The organism is Aeromicrobium senzhongii, from assembly GCF_014334735.1.
GTDB classification, from domain to species: Bacteria; Actinomycetota; Actinomycetes; order Propionibacteriales; family Nocardioidaceae; genus Aeromicrobium; species Aeromicrobium senzhongii.
The window spans coordinates 3,051,028-3,067,180 of the sequence record NZ_CP060587.1; the positions used below are offsets into that span (position 1 = coordinate 3,051,028).

At 71.9% G+C, this 16,153-nt stretch carries 15 protein-coding genes; 6 read left to right on the forward strand and 9 right to left on the reverse strand.

The window, feature by feature from the left end; all coding sequences use genetic code 11:
- Together H9L21_RS14910 and H9L21_RS14915 are read left to right on the forward strand one after the other, a co-directional pair.
- Complete coding sequence (locus tag H9L21_RS14910) at nucleotides 1-1,977, forward strand: ABC transporter ATP-binding protein (protein WP_222865800.1); 1,977 nt, start codon at nucleotides 1-3, stop codon at nucleotides 1,975-1,977.
- 60 nt (nucleotides 1,978-2,037) lie between these two features.
- A complete protein-coding gene (locus H9L21_RS14915) occupies nucleotides 2,038-3,381 on the forward strand; it encodes a hypothetical protein (protein WP_154597343.1) in 1,344 nt (447 codons plus the stop codon).
- 15 nt (nucleotides 3,382-3,396) lie between these two features.
- Here H9L21_RS14915 and H9L21_RS14920 read toward each other — a convergent pair whose 3' ends face one another.
- Nucleotides 3,397-4,794, reverse strand: a complete 1,398-nt coding sequence (locus H9L21_RS14920) for an NAD-dependent succinate-semialdehyde dehydrogenase (RefSeq protein ID WP_154597342.1) — start codon at nucleotides 4,792-4,794, stop codon at nucleotides 3,397-3,399.
- 53 nt (nucleotides 4,795-4,847) lie between these two features.
- Here H9L21_RS14920 and H9L21_RS14925 point away from each other — a divergent pair, with 53 nt between their 5' ends.
- A complete protein-coding gene (locus H9L21_RS14925) occupies nucleotides 4,848-6,524 on the forward strand; it encodes an alpha/beta hydrolase (RefSeq protein WP_154597341.1) in 1,677 nt (558 codons plus the stop codon).
- 15 nt (nucleotides 6,525-6,539) lie between these two features.
- On the opposite strand, the gene H9L21_RS14930 is transcribed toward H9L21_RS14925, so the two are convergent.
- Nucleotides 6,540-7,181, reverse strand: coding sequence for a DedA family protein (locus H9L21_RS14930; RefSeq protein WP_154597547.1), 642 nt, complete (start codon nucleotides 7,179-7,181; stop codon nucleotides 6,540-6,542).
- Between the two features lie 74 nt (nucleotides 7,182-7,255).
- Here H9L21_RS14930 and H9L21_RS14935 point away from each other — a divergent pair, with 74 nt between their 5' ends.
- Nucleotides 7,256-8,635 (forward strand): apurinic/apyrimidinic endonuclease family protein, encoded by a 1,380-nt coding sequence (locus H9L21_RS14935; RefSeq protein WP_154597340.1) that lies wholly within the window; start codon nucleotides 7,256-7,258, stop codon nucleotides 8,633-8,635.
- 9 nt (nucleotides 8,636-8,644) lie between these two features.
- On the opposite strand, the gene H9L21_RS14940 is transcribed toward H9L21_RS14935, so the two are convergent.
- The 3 genes from H9L21_RS14940 to H9L21_RS14950 are packed head-to-tail and all read right to left on the reverse strand — an operon-like array spanning nucleotide 8,645 to nucleotide 11,204.
- Entirely contained in the window at nucleotides 8,645-9,778 is a 1,134-nt protein-coding gene (locus tag H9L21_RS14940; RefSeq protein ID WP_154597339.1) for a MalY/PatB family protein, read from the reverse strand.
- Between the two features lie 47 nt (nucleotides 9,779-9,825).
- Complete coding sequence (locus H9L21_RS14945) at nucleotides 9,826-10,578, reverse strand: TspO-related membrane protein (RefSeq protein WP_154597338.1); 753 nt, start codon at nucleotides 10,576-10,578, stop codon at nucleotides 9,826-9,828.
- 53 nt (nucleotides 10,579-10,631) lie between these two features.
- Nucleotides 10,632-11,204 carry a uridine kinase family protein gene (locus tag H9L21_RS14950; protein ID WP_154597337.1) on the reverse strand — a complete coding sequence of 191 codons (573 nt, stop codon included), beginning with the start codon at nucleotides 11,202-11,204 and terminating at the stop codon, nucleotides 10,632-10,634.
- 39 nt (nucleotides 11,205-11,243) lie between these two features.
- Between H9L21_RS14950 and H9L21_RS14955 the strand changes: the two genes are divergently transcribed.
- Nucleotides 11,244-11,717: an SRPBCC family protein gene (locus H9L21_RS14955; protein WP_154597336.1), complete on the forward strand. Its 474-nt coding sequence runs from the start codon at nucleotides 11,244-11,246 to the stop codon at nucleotides 11,715-11,717.
- Between the two features lie 233 nt (nucleotides 11,718-11,950).
- Here H9L21_RS14955 and H9L21_RS14960 read toward each other — a convergent pair whose 3' ends face one another.
- On the reverse strand, nucleotides 11,951-12,607 hold the full coding sequence (locus H9L21_RS14960) for a helix-turn-helix domain-containing protein (protein WP_154597335.1): 657 nt from the start codon (nucleotides 12,605-12,607) through the stop codon (nucleotides 11,951-11,953).
- On the reverse strand, nucleotides 12,604-13,782 hold the full coding sequence (locus tag H9L21_RS14965) for a sensor histidine kinase (protein ID WP_154597334.1): 1,179 nt from the start codon (nucleotides 13,780-13,782) through the stop codon (nucleotides 12,604-12,606). The genes H9L21_RS14960 and H9L21_RS14965 overlap by 4 nt, the downstream gene beginning before the upstream one ends.
- Before the next feature lie 37 nt (nucleotides 13,783-13,819).
- Here H9L21_RS14965 and H9L21_RS14970 point away from each other — a divergent pair, with 37 nt between their 5' ends.
- Complete coding sequence (locus tag H9L21_RS14970; RefSeq protein ID WP_255467092.1) at nucleotides 13,820-14,662, forward strand: MOSC domain-containing protein; 843 nt, start codon at nucleotides 13,820-13,822, stop codon at nucleotides 14,660-14,662.
- 9 nt (nucleotides 14,663-14,671) lie between these two features.
- Here H9L21_RS14970 and H9L21_RS14975 read toward each other — a convergent pair whose 3' ends face one another.
- Entirely contained in the window at nucleotides 14,672-15,358 is a 687-nt protein-coding gene (locus H9L21_RS14975) for an NAD-dependent deacylase (RefSeq protein ID WP_187411614.1), read from the reverse strand.
- Nucleotides 15,355-16,134, reverse strand: a complete 780-nt coding sequence (locus H9L21_RS14980; RefSeq protein ID WP_187411615.1) for an inositol monophosphatase family protein — start codon at nucleotides 16,132-16,134, stop codon at nucleotides 15,355-15,357. The genes H9L21_RS14975 and H9L21_RS14980 overlap by 4 nt, the downstream gene beginning before the upstream one ends.
- Nucleotides 16,135-16,153 lie beyond the last annotated feature (19 nt).

Sequence of the window (16,153 nt, forward strand, 5' to 3'; positions counted from 1 at the left end):
GTGCCCCGACCGGGTCCCGCGGTCACTCACCTGAGCGACGCCGAGCTCGCCGCGAACAACGGCCCGGTCCTTCGCCGCATCACGATCCTGCTGCGGCCCTACCGCGCCAAGATGGCGTCGGTCGCCGTCATCGTCGTGCTGTCGGCCATCCTCACCTCGATCGTCCCGTTCCTCACCCAGGCCGTCTTCGACCGCGCCCTCTTCGGCTCGGGCGGCCCCGACCTGGGGCTGCTGGGCTGGCTCGTCGCGGGCATGTGCGTCCTGCCGATCCTGGCGTCGATGCTCAACATCGCCCAGAACTGGCTCACGTCCACCATCGGCAACTCGGCCATGGCCGATCTGCGCAGCGAGCTGTTCGCGCACCTGCAGAAGATGGAGCTGGCGTTCTTCACGACGACCAAGACCGGCGCGATCCAGTCCCGGCTGGCCAACGACGTCGCGGGCGTGCGCACCGTGCTCACCGACACCGCCACGTCGATCCTGCAGAACACCGTCACCGTCACCGCGGCGTTCATCTCGATGGTGATCCTGTCGTGGGAGCTGACGATCCTGACCGTCGTGCTGATGCCGCTGTTCATCTGGCTCCAGCTCAAGGTCGGACGCCGGCGCCAGCAGTTGGCGCGGCGCACCCAGGAGAGCCTGTCGGAGATGACGGCAATCACCGAGGAGTCGCTCAGCGTCTCCGGCATCCTGCTGGCCAAGGTGTTCAACCGCAGCACGTCCGAGGCCCAGCGCTACCGCGACGCCAACCTCCAGCAGACGCGGCTGCAGGTCGAGCAGGCGATGACCGGCCGGATGTTCTTCGCGACCGTGCAGACGTTCTTCGCCATCACGCCCGCGCTGATCTACCTGGCGGCCGGGTTCATCATCAGCGGCCGACTGCCCGGCGGCGCCGAGTCGCTCTCGGCCGGGACGCTCGTGGCGTTCACCACCGTGCAGGCCCGCCTGCAGATGCCGCTGCTGCAGCTCATGCGCGTCTCGCTCGACGTCCAGACCTCGCTGGCGCTGTTCCGCCGCATCTTCGAGTACCTCGATCTCGAGCCGGCCATCGTCGACCGGCCCGGCGCGCGCACGGTCGCGCCCGCCGACCTGCAGGGCCGGATCGAGTTCCGCGACGTGTGGTTCCGCTACCCCCAGCCGCGCGTGCTGACCGGCGAGACCGCCAAGGAGCGGTTCGGCGACTCCACCGGACCGGTCGACGCGGCGTCCACGGCCGACGCCGACGCGTGGGCGCTGTCGGAGCTGTCGTTCACGATCGAGGGCGGCCAGCTGGCGGCCATCGTGGGGCCGTCCGGCTCGGGCAAGACCACCGCGACCTACCTCGTGCCGCGGTTCTACGACGTGCAGCGCGGGCAGGTGCTGATCGACGGGATCGACGTCCGCGACATCACGCTGTCCTCGCTGGCCGACTGCGTCGGCATGGTCACCCAGGAGCCGTACCTCTTCCACGGGACGATCCGCGAGAACATCGCCTACGCCAAGCCCGGTGCGACGGCCGACGAGATCGTCGCGGCCGCCACCGACGCCAACATCCACGACCGCATCATGAGCTTCCCCGACGGCTACGAGACCGTCACCGGTGAGCGCGGGTACCGGCTCTCCGGCGGCGAGAAGCAGCGCATCGCGATCGCCCGCGTGCTGCTGAAGAACCCGCGCATCCTCATCCTCGACGAGGCCACGAGCGCGCTCGACAACGAGACCGAGCGCCTCGTGCAGGAGGCACTCGAGCGCGCCACGACCGGCCGCACGACCCTCGCCATCGCCCACCGACTCAGCACCATCCAGAACGCCGACGTCATCTTCGGCCTCGTGGACGGCCGCGTCGTCGAGCGCGGAACCCACGAGGAACTGGTCGACGACCCCGACGGGTTGTACGGCCGGCTGTACCGCGAGCAGTTCGCCAGCCGGCGTCCCGCACCGGGGTCCGGCCGCGGCGAGGGACCCGTGGGCTTCCTGCGTGCCGATGTATCCCTGTGATTCCAGGGGGGCGAAAGATAGGCATGGTCACGCGTCTCGCGGACTGCCAGAATCACCCCCATGACCACCGTCTATCTGGTGACGTCGGCACTGATGGTGCTGACCATCGCGGCGGTGCGTCATCACCGATCGTCGGTCTCGGTGCCGGTCACGATCATGCTCCTGGCCATCGCGGGTTGGAACCTGGTGCGCGCCGACCGGGGGCCCATCGACCCGACGCCCAGCATCGCCGTTGCGATCAACGTCGTGTTCGTCCAGATCACCGCGGCCGCGTTCTACGTCGCGACCCGTCGCCTCGTCCAAGGGCGTTGGCACATGCCGCGTTGGTTCTGGGCCGTCGCGATCGCGTTCGGCACCGCGAGCTTCGTCGGGATGCTCCCCTCGGTGGGCCTCACCACCGGTGATGCGTACTACGCCAGCCCGGTCTACGTCATGCACCTGGCGTACTCCTTCGCGCTCTTCGGCGGTGGCGTCCTCACCCTGAACTCGCGTCAGCACGACCCCTCGCCACACGTGCGTCACGTCGTCATGGCCGTCCAGGTGGGGACCCTGTCGGTGCTGACGGCCCAGGTCCTCTTTCCGGGCTTCACTCCGCTGGCGGTCGCCACCATGGCGATGGTGATGGCGTGGACCACCGGCCATGTCGCCGCGTGGTCGCGCTCGGCCTCGCGCGCGGGCCGCCTCCTGGACTCGATCGGCGTCTTCATCTTCGTCATCGACCGCGCCGGCCGGCTGCAGGACTGGAACGGCCCGGCCGCCAGCCTGCTGCGCCTCACCGGTCACACCGCCGAGCAGGGCCTCCACGTGAGCTCGGCCCTGGCGATGTCCGTGCCGTTCCTGGACGAGTCCACCGTGACCCTGCCGATCGAGGGCGGCGAGCTGCGCACCGCCGTCACCGTGCATCCCGTCGACCCACTGGCGCGCGGGAGCGACCGCGTCGTGATGCTGCGCCCCGTGCGCTCGACCGTCGAGAGCTCATCGTTCCCGGCCGTCTCGGGCGCCCTCAAGGGGCACGATCCGGCCACCCAGACGCTGGGCCGCAAGGCCGCCCTCGAGATGCTGCGGATCGCGGCGGTGGAGGGTCGGCAGATGCTGCGCATCGACGTGGTCCCGCGGACGCCCCGCCGCGCTGACGACGTCATGTTCCTCGTCGCACGGCGCATGGAGGCGCGTGCCACCGAGCGCGGCTGGCTGGACGTGCCGTGGGCGCGGCTGGACACGTGGACCCTCATCGCGCCGATGCTCGATCCGACCTTCGAGGGCGTGCCGGCGCGGATCCCCCTCGACGACCTCGGCCTCGACATGCTGGTGTCCTTCCACCGACCCGCCGCCGCCGAGCCACCGGAGGCGTTCGTCCGGAGGATGACCGAGGAAGGGCTGAACCGGGACTCGGCCCAGGGCTGAGACCCGGCCGGTGCCTCAGAGCGCCAGTCCGACGTACTTCGTCTCGAGGTACTCCTCGATGCCCTCGTCGCCACCCTCGCGGCCGAAGCCCGAGGACTTCATGCCGCCGAACGGGGCGGACGGGTTCGACACGACGCCCTGGTTGATCCCCACCATGCCGGTGTTGAGTCCCTCGTAGACCTTGATCGCCCGCGAGTAACTCTCGGTGAAGGCGTACGCGACGAGCCCGAACTCCGTGTCGTTGGCCATGCGCAGGGCCTCGTCGTCGTCACGGAAGGTGAACACGGGTGCGACGGGACCGAAGATCTCCTCCTGCCACATCCGCGCCTGCTGCGGGACGTTGGTCAGGACCGTGGGCGGGTAGAAGTAACCGGCGCCGTCGGGCACCTCGCCACCGGTCAGGACCTTCGCGCCCTGCGCCTTGGCGTCGTCGACCAGCTCGGCCACCTTGTCGCGCTGCTTCGCCTCGACCAGCGGGCCGATCGGCGCCTCGGCCATCTTCGCGGCGAAGCGCGAGGCGAACTCATCGGCCAGCGACTCGTGGACGATGAACCGGTTGGCAGCCGTGCAGGCCTCGCCGATGTTGCGCATCTTGGCCAGCATCGCGCCCTCGACGGCCTTGTCCAGGTCGGCGTCCTCGAAGACCAGGAACGGGGCGTTGCCGCCGAGCTCCATCGAGACGCGCAGCACCTGCTCGGCCGACTGCTCGATCAGGCTGCGGCCGACCTCGGTCGACCCGGTGAACGTCAGCTTGCGCAGGCGAGGATCGCGGATCAGCGGCTCCATGACCTGGCCGGTGCTCGTGGTCGTGACGATGTTCAGCACGCCCTCGGGCAGGCCTGCCTCGGCCATGATCTCGCCCAGGCTGAGCATGGTCAGCGGGGTGAGCGACGCCGGCTTGATCACCATCGTGCAGCCGGCGGCGACGGCCGGGCCGATCTTGCGCGTGCCCATGGCCAGCGGGAAGTTCCACGGCGTGATCATCAGGCAGGGGCCGACCGGCTGCTTCAGCGTCAGCAGGCGCGTGGCGCCGTTGGGCGCGACGGAGTAGCGGCCGGAGATGCGCACGGCCTCCTCGGCGAACCAGCGGAAGAACTCCGCGCCGTAGGCGATCTCGGTCTTGGACTCGCTGATGGGCTTGCCCATCTCGGCGGTCATCTGCTCGGCCAGTTCGTCGGTGCGCTCGGTGATGATTTCGAAGGCGCGCCGCAGGATCTCGCCCCGGTCGCGTGGTGCCGTGCGGGCCCAGTCGTCCTGCACCGCCACGGCCGCGTCCAACGCGGCCTTCCCGTCGGCCACGGAGGCGTCGGCCACCGTCGCCAGCGTCTCACCCGTCGCCGGGTTCTCGACCTCGAACGTCGCGCCACCCTCGGCGTCGCGCCACTGACCTGCAATGAAGAGTTGGTTCGGCATGGGTCGACGCTACAGCGCTCCGGCGATCCCTTCGACCTGCCACACTTCCAGCCATGGTCGCCACCCTCCGGGGGTTGTTCCGTCCCACGTTCCCGGGACTCGTCGGGGCGTTCGTCTTCGCGCTGCTGTCACTGACGCCGTCCCTGCTGCCGCGACCGGCCCTGTTCCAGGGACTCGTCACGGGCGTCACCGCGGCGATCGGCTACGGCCTCGCCGTCGCGTTGGCGTGGGTCTGGCGCGCTTTCGCCGACCGCGAGGCACGCCGTCCGACCGCCGGGCAGTGGCGATGGGCCGTCGCCATCGGCGTCGTGGCGCTGGGTGTCGCCGACGTCGTCAGCGTCCGGCAGCAGGACCGCATCCGCGAGCTCATGGGCCTGGGCGACGCCAGCACGTGGCGGCTCGTCTCGGTGCCCGCCGTGGCGGTCGTGGTGTTCTGCCTGCTGCTGGCGGCGGGACGTGGACTGCGCCGCGCCGCCCGCAGGCTCTCCGACCTGCTGGCCCGCCGGATCGGGGCGCAGGCCGCTCGCGCCACGGCGGTGCTCGTGGTGGCGACGCTGACCTTCTTCACCCTCAGCGGCCTCGTGTACGACAACGTGATCGCCGCCGTGGACTCGTCCTTCGCGCTCGGGGACCAGCAGGTCTCGTCACGCCTGGACCCACCCGCGAGCCCGCTGCGGTCGGGCAGCCCGGAGTCGGACCTGGCCTGGGACGATCTCGGGCGCCAGGGTCGCCGGTTCGTCGCGCGCGGACCCGGAGCCGAGGACATCACCGCATTCACCGGCCGCGTGGCTCTCGATCCCATCCGCGCCTACGCGGGCACGGCCCACGCCGAGGACGTCGAGGAGCGAGCCCGGCTCGCGGTCGACGACCTCGAGCGAGCCGGAGGCTTCGAGCGCGCCAACCTGCTGGTCGCCGGCACGACCGGCTCGGGCTTCATCGAGCCGAGCGCCTCGGAGTCGTTCGAGTACCTCACCGACGGCGACTCGGCGATCGTCTCGATGCAGTACTCGCACCTGCCCTCGTGGGTCTCGTTCCTGGTCGACCAGCAGGCCGCGCGCCATGCCGGCCGGGCCCTGTTCGACGCCGTGTACGAGCGCTGGTCGACCCTCCCCGCCGCGTCGCGGCCCAGGCTCTACCTGTTCGGCGAGAGCCTCGGGTCGTTCGCGCTCGAGACCGCCTTCAGCGGCGAGGCCGACCTGCGCAACCGGACCTCGGGCGGGCTGTTCGTCGGGCCTCCCGGGTTCAACTCGCTGTTCACCGAGTTCCGCGAGCAGCGCGACCCCGGCAGTCGCGAGATCGAGCCGATCTTCCGCGACGGGCGCACCGTGCGGTTCACGAACGACCCGTGGAGCCCGGTGATCCCGGCGGATCGCCCGTGGGACGGCCCGCACCTGCTCTACCTCGTCCACGCGTCGGACCCGATCACGTGGTGGAGTCCGGACCTGATCTGGGACAAGCCCGACTGGCTCTCCGAGCCGCGCGGGTCCGACGTCGCCGCTGCGATGCGCTGGTACCCGATCATCACGTTCTGGCAGACCTCGGCCGACATGGCGGTCGGCATGGCCGTGCCGTCGGGTCACGGACACGACTTCGTCGGCGAGCACGTCGCGGGGTGGGCCTCCGTGCTGCAGCCGGCGGGCTGGACCGACGAGGACCTGCGCCGCCTCCAGGAGCGCATCCTCGACGCGGACGCCCAGAACGCGGGCATCCCTCCGTCCCTGCGGGACTGACCGAGCGAGGTCCTGTCAGCGCTCCCGCGGATCGCGCAGCTCGCGCACGCGGGTGACGACGAACCAGCCGCAGACCACGACGACGGCGAGGATGACGAGCCGCTGGAACCAGTCGGCCCAGGGCTCGATGACGTGCCAGTTCTCGCCGAGGGTGTAACCGGCGCCGACGAAGATCGAGTTCCAGATCAGGCTGCCGAGCGTGGTCAGGCCGAGGAACGCGGTGAAGTTCATCTGCTCGACGCCGGCGGGGATCGAGATCAGGCTGCGGAAGATCGGCACCATGCGGCCGAAGAACACGGCCTTGGTGCCGTGCTTGGCGAACCACTCCTCGGTGACCTCGAGGTCGCGCACCTTCAGCAGCGGCACCTTCGCGAACACCAACGCCGTGCGGTCGCGGCCGAACAGCCGACCGAGCCAGTACATGATGCAGGCGCCGATCACCGATCCGGCGGTCGTGGCGAACAGCGCACCGGCCAGGGAGAAGCGTCCCTGGCTGGCGGCCAGGCCGGCCATCGGCAGCACGATCTCGCTGGGAATCGGGGGGAAGAGGTTGTCCATCCCCACGGCCAGGGCGGCACCGAAGAGGCCCAACCGGTCCATGAGGTCCACCATGAAGCCCGCGAGGCCGTCGATCTGCTGGTCGGCTGCCTGTGTCATCACCCGCAGAGCATAACGAGCGGCGCACAGACTGGGGTCCTCCCGGCGAGACGGGTACCGTCGCTGATGTGCATGTGTTCCGCAGATTCCTCGTCGCCCTCGGCGCCGCAGTCCTGCTGGCGACCCTGCTCTCGGCCTGCGATTCCGGGAACGAGCGCGATGGCCTCGAGGTGGAGTCCACCGAATCGGTGGAGGCGGCCACACCCTCCGGGCTGATCACCGCGCGCGCTGACGACGTCGCCGCCGTGTCCCGGTTCCTGTTGGAGTCGGCCTCGGCCGTCGTGCTCGTCACCGAGCAGGACCGGGCGGCCGCTCTCGACCGCGCGCGTGACCTCGGCGTCCCGGCGCTGCCGGACACGGACGCCGGACGGGCCGAGGCCGAGCGGCTCGGCGCGCGCGTGCTCGACGCCGACGACGAGGCACGCGACCCGGCGAAGCCGATCGAACGCTCGACGCCGGTCACGATCGCCACCGCCACCGAGCCCTCGAGGGAACTGCTCGACCTCGTCACGCTGGGCGGCGGCGAGCTGGCCCGGATCGCGCGCGACCCGCGACGCCACGGGCCGTCGGCGAAGCTGCTGCGGCGCGAGCCGGACGCTCCCCTGCTGACCCTCGGCGCCTCCCCCTACGCCGTGCGCGTCGTGCGCGCCGACGCCCAGACCGTCGGCGGCGGCTGGTTCGCGACCCGCGGCAAGCACCTCGTGGCGATGTACGGACACCCCTCCGGCCCTGCCCTCGGCGTGCTGGGCGAACAGGGCGCCGAGGAGTCGATCGCACGGGTCCGCCGCCTGGTGGACCGGTACGAGCAGGTCGATCCGGACGCCACGTTCGTCCCCGCCTTCGAGATCATCACGACCGTCGCCAGCGCCGCCAAGGGCCCGCGCGGCGACTACTCCGCCCGCACCCGCGTGGCCGAGCTGCAACCGCTCGTCGACGCGGCCGAGCGTGCCGGCGTCGCGGTCATCCTCGACCTGCAGCCCGGGCGATCGTCGTTCCTCTCCCAGGCCCGCGAGTACGAGTCGCTGCTGCGGCGCCCGCACGTCGGCCTGGCCCTGGACCCGGAGTGGAGGCTGGGCCCGAAGGACAAGCCGCTGCAGCGGATCGGCCACGTCGGCGTCGGTGAGGTGAACCGCGTCTCGGCGTGGCTGGCGGCCCTGACCCGCAAGCACGCACTGCCGCAGAAGGTGTTCGTGCTGCACCAGTTCCAGACGCAGATGATCCGCGACCGCGAGCGGGTGCGCACCGACCACCCCGAGCTGGCGACCGTCATCCACGTCGACGGACAGGGCAGTCCCGGCGCGAAGTTCGGCACCTGGCGCACGATCCGAGCCGGTGCGCCCGAGGGTGTCGGCTGGGGCTGGAAGAACTTCGTGGACGAGGACGAGCCGATGCTGAGCGTCGCGCAGACGTGGGCGCAGGTCCGGCCCCGGCCGCAGCTGATCACCTACCAGTGAGGATGCCGCTCAGGCCAGCGTCGCCGTGATCCGCTCGAGGATCCGCTCGAGCCGCTCGGGGCTCGTGCCGAAGTTCAGCCGCGCGAACGTGCCGGACTCCAGATCGGTGTGCGCCGTGAACTCGGGGCCGGGCGCGAGCCTCACCCCGCCGCGCTCCAGCAGCAGGCCGGCGGGATCGGCGGCGATCGGCGTGCCGGCGAAGTCCAGCCACGCGAGATAGGTGGCCTCGGCCGGCTGCACGTCCACGCCGACCTGGGCGGCCCAGTCGGTGATGGTGAACCGATTGCGCCGCAGCACGCCGAGCAGCTCCGTCAGCCAGGCGTCGCCCTCGGTCCAGGCGGCCACGGCGGCGGCCCGCGAGAGCGTGCTGACCCCGCCGAGGTAGGCGAACGGCAGTGCCGCGAGCGGCTCGCGCACCCGGGCCGCGCCCAGGTGCGCCACCGCGCAGTGCAGTCCGGCGAGGTTGAACGCCTTGGAGGCCGAGGTCACGGTGACCGTGCGGTCCTCGACGTCACGTCCCAGCGAGGCGAACGGCACGTGACGGCGGCCGTCCAGGGCGAGGTCGGCGTGGATCTCGTCGGCCAGGACGACCAGGTCCAGCGCGGTCGCGGCATCGGCGATCGGCCGCAGCTCGTCCTCGCTGAGCATCCGGCCGAGCGGGTTGTGCGGATTGACGACCACGACGAGCGAGACCTGCTCGCGCCGCCACTGCTCGACGAGCTCGTCGCTCGTGGCACCGAACGGCAGGGGCACCACCCGGCGTCCGGACTCGGCGATCGAGTTCAGGAAGACCGGGTAGCTGGGGACGTGCAGGGCGATCCCCTCCCCGGCCTGCGTGAGCAGGTCCAGCATCACCTGGAACGCCTGGATGACGTCGGTGAAGAGCCGCCCGCGACCGGGAGCGGGCGTCCAGTCGAAGCGGTCGGCCATGCGTCGCTCGAACGCGCCGACGAGCGGGTCGGGCGCGTCGAAGTCCGGGTACCCGACGTCGCCGCGCGCGAGGCGGTCGTGGACCGCACGGGTCACGACCTCGGGAACCTCGACATCCATGTCGGCGACCCACGCCGGGATCACGCCCGGTGGCGTCGTCGTCCACTTCATGTTGTCGCGGTCGCGCAGGGCGTCGTCGGTGAGGTCGAACACGCCTCCAGTCTCCAACACCACGCGCCTCGGCGCGGGCGCTCGGGCCCTCAGTCGGTGACCACGCGACGCCACTGCCACGCGGTCTGCGCGAGCAGCAGCACGATCGCCGCGATCGCCACACCCAGGGCCCACGTCGACTCGCCGGCCACGGCCGCGATGACGCCGATCTGCGCCCAGATCGTCGCGGCGGCGTAGCCCGGGCTGCGCGGCATCAGGACGTTGACGCCGAGGGCGAAGATCGCCGCGCCGGCCAGCACCGCGATCTGCCAGCTCTCGCGCTCGGGCGAGACGAGGTCCAGCTCGACGACCCCGGTGGCGAAGTTGAGGAAGACCGCCACGGTGACCCAGCCGGCGTAGATGCCGCTGGTGGCCCGCGCGAGATGGCCGATCCAGGCCGGGTCGCTGGGTCGTGCCTGGGCGGCGATGCGAGCGGCGTCGATGGCGAAACCGGTCATCACCACGAGCACCAGGAACGTCGCCCAGCTGATGCCGGCGGCGGACACGGCGATCCACACCGCAGCGCCGACGTAGAGCGCGACGAGGTCGACCACGAACCGGATGCTGCCGGTCCCGTCGCCGCGCCACACGGTGACCGCGGCGTGCACGATCGCCAGCAGGTAGATCAGGCTCCAGATCGAGAAGGCCCAGCCGGCGGGCGTGATCAGCAGGTCCTCGCTGCCGTCGGAGGGTTGGGAGACGTCGGACAGGCTCTGCACGATCGGCGCCGCGGCCTGCAGGACGGCGGCGGCGAGCAGGACCCAGCCGAGTCGGCGGTCGGTGCGCACGTCGGTGGGGCTCATGCCCTCCACGCTAGGTGGGGCCAGTGGCCCCCGCATGGCGCCGCCGGTCGGGCTCAGCCGGTCGGGAACCGGACGTCGGCGACCTCGCGTGGCCCGAAGGCGCTCTCGAAGTCCCGCTCGTTCGCCGCCCAGACGTCGGTCCAGACGCGGTCGTGGTCGTGACCGGCGCGCCGGTCACGCAACATGCCACGCTGCACCGCGGTGTCGAGGTCGACCTCGCACCAGACCGTGAGGTCCAGCAGCGGCAGGGTCTCGGGATGGAACAGGCCGATCAGGTCGACGACCAGGACGTCGGCCCGCGGAACGGGCTCCGGATCACGGAAGCGGCCCAGGTCCCAGTCGAAGCGACGGAACTCGCCGGGTACCCCCTCGCGGAACGGCCGCAGCACCTCGGTCGCGAGACGGTCGCGCTCCACGCCGTCCCAGTCCGCGGATCGCTCGTGGACGCGCACGGGGTCGAGGAAGTCGTCGCCCCGCATCCGCACGGCGTCCGGGAGCGCCTCGACGAGCTCTCGGGCCAGCGTCGACTTTCCCGAGCCGCCGTACCCGGAGATGCCGACCACGATCGGGCGGCCGGCGGCCGCGCGACGGGCGGTCACGAGGCCGGCGAGCTCCTGGAGATCCATCGCTGGTCATCGTAGGCGCCTGCGGCCTACCGTCAGGGCATGACCGACGACGTGGTGCTCCGCTACGACCGCACCTATCCCCTGACCGTGGACGACGCCTTCGACCGGCTCCTGGCGCTGGAGCTGCCGGCATTGTTCTCCCGGCGCTATGCCGCGATCCCGCCGATCAGCGCGGTTCTCGACCAGGCCGGGCCGTGGGCCACACCGGGCCAGACCCGGACGATCCGGCTGGCCGACGGTGGAACCATGCGCGAGGAGCTGACCGCGGTCGAGCGCCCGGACCGATTCACCTACCGGATCTCGGGGATCACGGGCCCGATGAAGCCGCTGGTCTCCTCGCTCGACGGCGCCTGGAGCTTCGAGCCGGCCGGCACCGGCGTCCGCATCGCCTGGACCTGGACGGTGCGTCCGGCCGGGCGCCCGGGCACGCTGGCGATGCCGGTCTTCTCCCGGATGTGGCGCGGGTACGCCCGCCAGGCCTTCGAGAACATCGACCGCCTGCTGGTCCGGTGAGCCGCGTCCATCGCCGTCCGTGCGGGTCGTGGACCTACGGCCGTCCAAAGGAGACGGCCGGGACGCGATAACGCGTCCCGGCCGTCGACTCCCCCCGAGATCCAGCGGCCCGATCGGCGACGGTCCACCGTCGCCTTCGCGCCCGAGTCGGCCGGACCGCTGGTGCACCCCGCAAGGTGCCACGCCACTTTCGCACAGGTCCCGTCTCGGCCAACACCCCCGGAAACGGGGGGTCACGCCTCGTCGAGGACATCGCCGGGCGCCAGCCCGACAGCCCGCTCGATGTCGCCCGGGCTGGTGTGCCGCAGGTACTCGCGCAGCTTGGCGCAGGCCGCCCGGTAGTGCTCGCGCGCCGTGTCCTCGGTGATGTAGAGCTCGCCGGCGATGTCGGCCCAGTGCCGTCCGCGGGCGCGGCGCGAGATGACCTGGCGCTGGCGCGGGCTCAGCTCGAGGGGGACACCGCGGCGGTCCAACAGCTCGGTCAGCCCGACGAGGGACTGGGTCACGACGACGTTCCCGGCCCGGACGTCCTCGATCGCGCGGACGGTGACGGCCGGCTGGTCGGACTTGTGCACGACGCCGTGGGCGCCGGCACGCAGGCACAGCGCGAGGACGATCGCGCGTCGCTCGTCGGTGTAGAGGCACACCGGCAGGCCCCGGGCGCGCACGGCACGGATCGCCGCGCGACCCTGCTTCGTCCCGGCGCCCGCGCCCTGCGGGCCGCGCAGCAACAGGTCGAGCACGACGACGTCGCACTCGACGGGTGCCGCCTCGAACTGCTCGACGCTGGCGTACGTGGCGACGACCTCGACCTCGGGATGGACGGTCGCGAAGCCGCCACGGATGACGGTGCTGTCGTCGATCACGACGACGCGGGGGCGATCGGTCACGGCTCCTCCTGCCGGTGGACGGGTCCGACGAGCGTCACGGACGTGCCGCGGCCCGGCGCGGACCGCACCTGCGCGTCGACGCCCACCTCGCGCAGCGCGTGGCCGACCTGGGTGTTCAGCCCGAAGCCCATCGGCTGATTGGCCTGGTCGAAGCCGACGCCGTCGTCGGACACCACGATCTCCCACCCGTCGTCGTCACAGTCCGCGTGGACCACGACCTGGTGGGCGCGCGCGTGCAGTCGCACGTTGTGCAGAATCGTCGCGACGGCGCGGCTCATGGCGTGCCAGACCGGTTCGCTCAGCTGTGCGTGACCTCCGAGGTCGACGGCGAGTTCGAGCGGCAGGTCGTCGAACCCCTCCAGCGCCACCGCCAGCATCGTGGCGATGGTGCGAGCGCCCTCCGCGTGCTCGGGCGACGGCTCGGCGGCGAGGTAGTTGCGCAGGCGGTTCGCCTCACGGTGCGCCTGCCGCCGGAGGCCGGGCAGCACCTCGGCCGGGGTGTCCTCGTCGGACAGCAGGTGCAGAATGCTCGAGGCGTCGTGCACCGTCATCTGGTAGCGCTCGAGCTCGAGGGTGCGCGTGGCCGCGACGGCATCCTCGCGCGACTGGTCAGCGTCGGCGGCGAGGGCGCGCAGGTAGTGGACCGTGAGCGCCACGACGAGCGCGTAGCCCGGGATCGTCAGCGCGTTGTTGAGGTTCGTCTCCCACGACGCCGAGTCGACCGTGACCATCCAGGCGAGGTACCAGGCGCCGAGGCCGAAGCCGTGGGCCACGGCGAGGGCGGGCCGCAGCCAGGTCGAGGCCAGTGCGCCCACATTGATCGCGAAGCCCGACGCCCAGGACTCCCACGTGCCGACCACGTGGCTGGACGGCAGCAGCAGGACCATCGCCGGGACGGACACCCACGCCAGCACGATGTCGGGCCCGTGCCACCAGCCGGGGCGCACCGAGCCGGTCAGCAGGCACTGCACGATCAGCAGGACCGAGGCGGCCGAGACGAGCAGGCCGAGGGCGACATAGGCCTGCGTGTGCTCGGCCAGTTGCGCGCCGGCCGTGATGCTCAGCAGGATCTGGAGCAGCACGACCGCACGCATCGCCGGGACGACCAGCGCGATGCCGCGCTCGGCCCGCCGCCCCGAGGCGCCCATCGGCGCCTCATCCGTCACGGTGGTCATGCCGGTCATCGTTCCAGATCGCCGTTACCCTGAGCCGGTGCAGCTGAAGTCCCTCCACCGCCACCCGTTGAAGTCCGGCCGGATCGAGGACCTCGACGCCGCGACCGTCGACCCGTGGGGACTGGCCGGAGACCGGCGCTGGATGGTCGTCGACGCCGAGGGCACCTTCCTCACCGCCCGCGAGGAGCGCCGGCTCCTGGCCATCGACGCCCGGCTGACCGAGGCGGGGATCCGGCTCAGCGTCCCCGGCCGCCCGGCGATCGACGTGCCCGACCCCGACCCGGCGCATCAGGTCCCGGTGCGGATCTGGAGCTCGCTCATCACGGCCGCCGAGGCCACCACGGCCGCCGCCTGGCTGACCGAGACGCTGGGCCGCGAGGTGCGCCTCGTGCACCTGGACGACCCGACGCGACGGGCCGTCAACCCCGCGCGCTCCGAGCCCGAGGACCGGGTCAGCCTGGCTGACGGGTACCCGCTGCTGGTCACGACGCAGACGTCCCTCGCGGCGCTCAACCGCGCGATCGAGACCGGCGGCGGCGACCCCGTGCCGATGAGCCGGTTCCGTCCCAACCTCGTGATCGACGGCGAGGCCGCCTGGACCGAGGACGACTGGCGGCGCATCCGCGTCGGCGACGCCACGTTCCGCGCCGTCAAGGGCTGCGCGCGCTGTGTCATCACCACCCTCGAGCCGCAGGACTCCGGCGAGGTCGCGCGCGGCAAGGAGCCGATCCGCACGCTGGCCCGCATCCGGCGGTTCTCCGGTGCCGTGTGGTTCGGCGTCAACCTGATCCCCGACGTCGCCGGCGTCACGGTCCGCATCGGCGACGAGGTCGAGGTGCTCGAGGCGGCCGAGCCCGGCGGCGGGCCCCTCGGCGCGTAGCCGTTCGGGTCAGTCCCGCCCGAGCAGGTGGTCGACCCAGCGCGGCACGACGTCGGTCGCGGGACCGGCGAAGGTCGTGTGGAAGCCTCCGCCCGAGGGGGCCAGGTTGAGCTCGAAGGTGTGCGCGCCGGAGGCGTGAGCGTAGTCGACGAAGCCCGCGGCCGGGTAGACCACGCCCGAGGTGCCGATCGCGGCGAAGACCTCGACCTCGGTCAGTGCATCGTGGATCTCGTCCATGGCGTGCGGCATCTCGCCGAACCACACGATGTCGGGCCGCAGCGCGGCGGTCTCGCACTCGGGGCACTCGGGCTCGAGCTCGAGCGGGCCGTCGTACTCGAACCGGTGCTCGCACTCCTCGCAGCGGACGTGGCGCAGGCTGCCGTGCATGTGCAGCAGCCGGCGCGAGCCGGCGCGCTCGTGCAGGTCGTCGACGTTCTGCGTGACCAGCAGCAGGTCGTCGCCGAACTCCTTCTCCAGTTCGACCAGGGCGTGGTGGGCGGCGTTCGGGTGCACGCGCTCGAGCGCGGCGCGGCGCTCATCGTAGAACCGCTGGACGAGCGCCCGGTCGTAGCCGAACGCCTCGGGCGTGGCCACGTCCTCGGGCCGGTGGCCCTCCCAGAGCCCGTCGGCGTCGCGGAACGTGGCCAACCCGCTCTCGGCCGAGATCCCGGCACCGGTCAGGACGACGATCTTCACGAGGCCTCTCCCCGCAGCGCGTCGACGATCTGGCCGACCCCGGTCGGTGCGCCCGCGACCGACCACAGCAGGCCGTCGACCTCGATGCGCTCGGTGACGCCGCCGGCCCCCAGGACCAGCGCGATTCCGGGCAGCCAGTCCCAGTCGGGCGTGCTGTGCTGGAACCAGCAGCCGAGTCGGCCCGTGGCCACGCCGACGAGGTCCATCGAGCCCGATCCGAGCATCCGGATGGTCGCCGGCAGCGCCGCGGCGCGGCGCCAGGCGGCGAAGCCGGGGTGGTCGACGATGAAGGCCGGGTGGGCGTAGGTGGCGACGGCCAGCTGGGACACCGGGGCGTCCTCGATGGGCGTGACCGGCTCGCCGTTGATGGTCGTGGGCACGCCGGGTCCACCGACCACGACCGTCCCGGTCGCGTGGTGGGCGACGGCGCCCAGCAGCGGCCGGTCACCGTCGGCCAGGGCGATCGCCGAGCACCAGTAGTCGAAGCCCGAGGCGAAGTTGTACGTGCCGTCGACCGGGTCGATGACCCAGCGGCGGCCGGAGGTGCCCTCACGGGCGGTGCCCTCCTCGCCGAGCAGCCCGTCCTCGGGACGCTCGCGGTCGAGACGCTCGACGATGCGCGCCTCGGCCGCGTAGTCGGCGGCGGTCACGATGTCGGAGACGCTGGTCTTGGAGCGGGTCTGCAGGTCGTCCTCGGCCCGGATCCGGGCGGCGAGGGCGGCCGCCTCGACGACCAGCTCGGTCGCCAGCTTGACGTCGTCCGGGGTCACGTTCATGTCTCAACCGTAAGAGGCG

Bases quoted from the DNA above. Each gene is read 5' to 3' on its own strand.
- H9L21_RS14965 (WP_154597334.1), bottom strand. From the start codon at position 13,782: ATGACCACCGTGACGGATGAGGCGCCGATGGGCGCCTCGGGGCGGCGG.
- H9L21_RS14925 (WP_154597341.1), top strand. From the start codon at position 4,848: ATGGTCGCCACCCTCCGGGGGTTGTTCCGTCCCACGTTCCCGGGACTC.
- H9L21_RS14930 (WP_154597547.1), bottom strand. From the start codon at position 7,181: ATGACACAGGCAGCCGACCAGCAGATCGACGGCCTCGCGGGCTTCATG.
- H9L21_RS14920 (WP_154597342.1), bottom strand. From the start codon at position 4,794: ATGCCGAACCAACTCTTCATTGCAGGTCAGTGGCGCGACGCCGAGGGT.
- H9L21_RS14950 (WP_154597337.1), bottom strand. From the start codon at position 11,204: ATGGATCTCCAGGAGCTCGCCGGCCTCGTGACCGCCCGTCGCGCGGCC.
- H9L21_RS14915 (WP_154597343.1), top strand. From the start codon at position 2,038: ATGACCACCGTCTATCTGGTGACGTCGGCACTGATGGTGCTGACCATC.
- H9L21_RS14980 (WP_187411615.1), bottom strand. From the start codon at position 16,134: ATGAACGTGACCCCGGACGACGTCAAGCTGGCGACCGAGCTGGTCGTC.
- H9L21_RS14955 (WP_154597336.1), top strand. From the start codon at position 11,244: ATGACCGACGACGTGGTGCTCCGCTACGACCGCACCTATCCCCTGACC.
- H9L21_RS14945 (WP_154597338.1), bottom strand. From the start codon at position 10,578: ATGAGCCCCACCGACGTGCGCACCGACCGCCGACTCGGCTGGGTCCTG.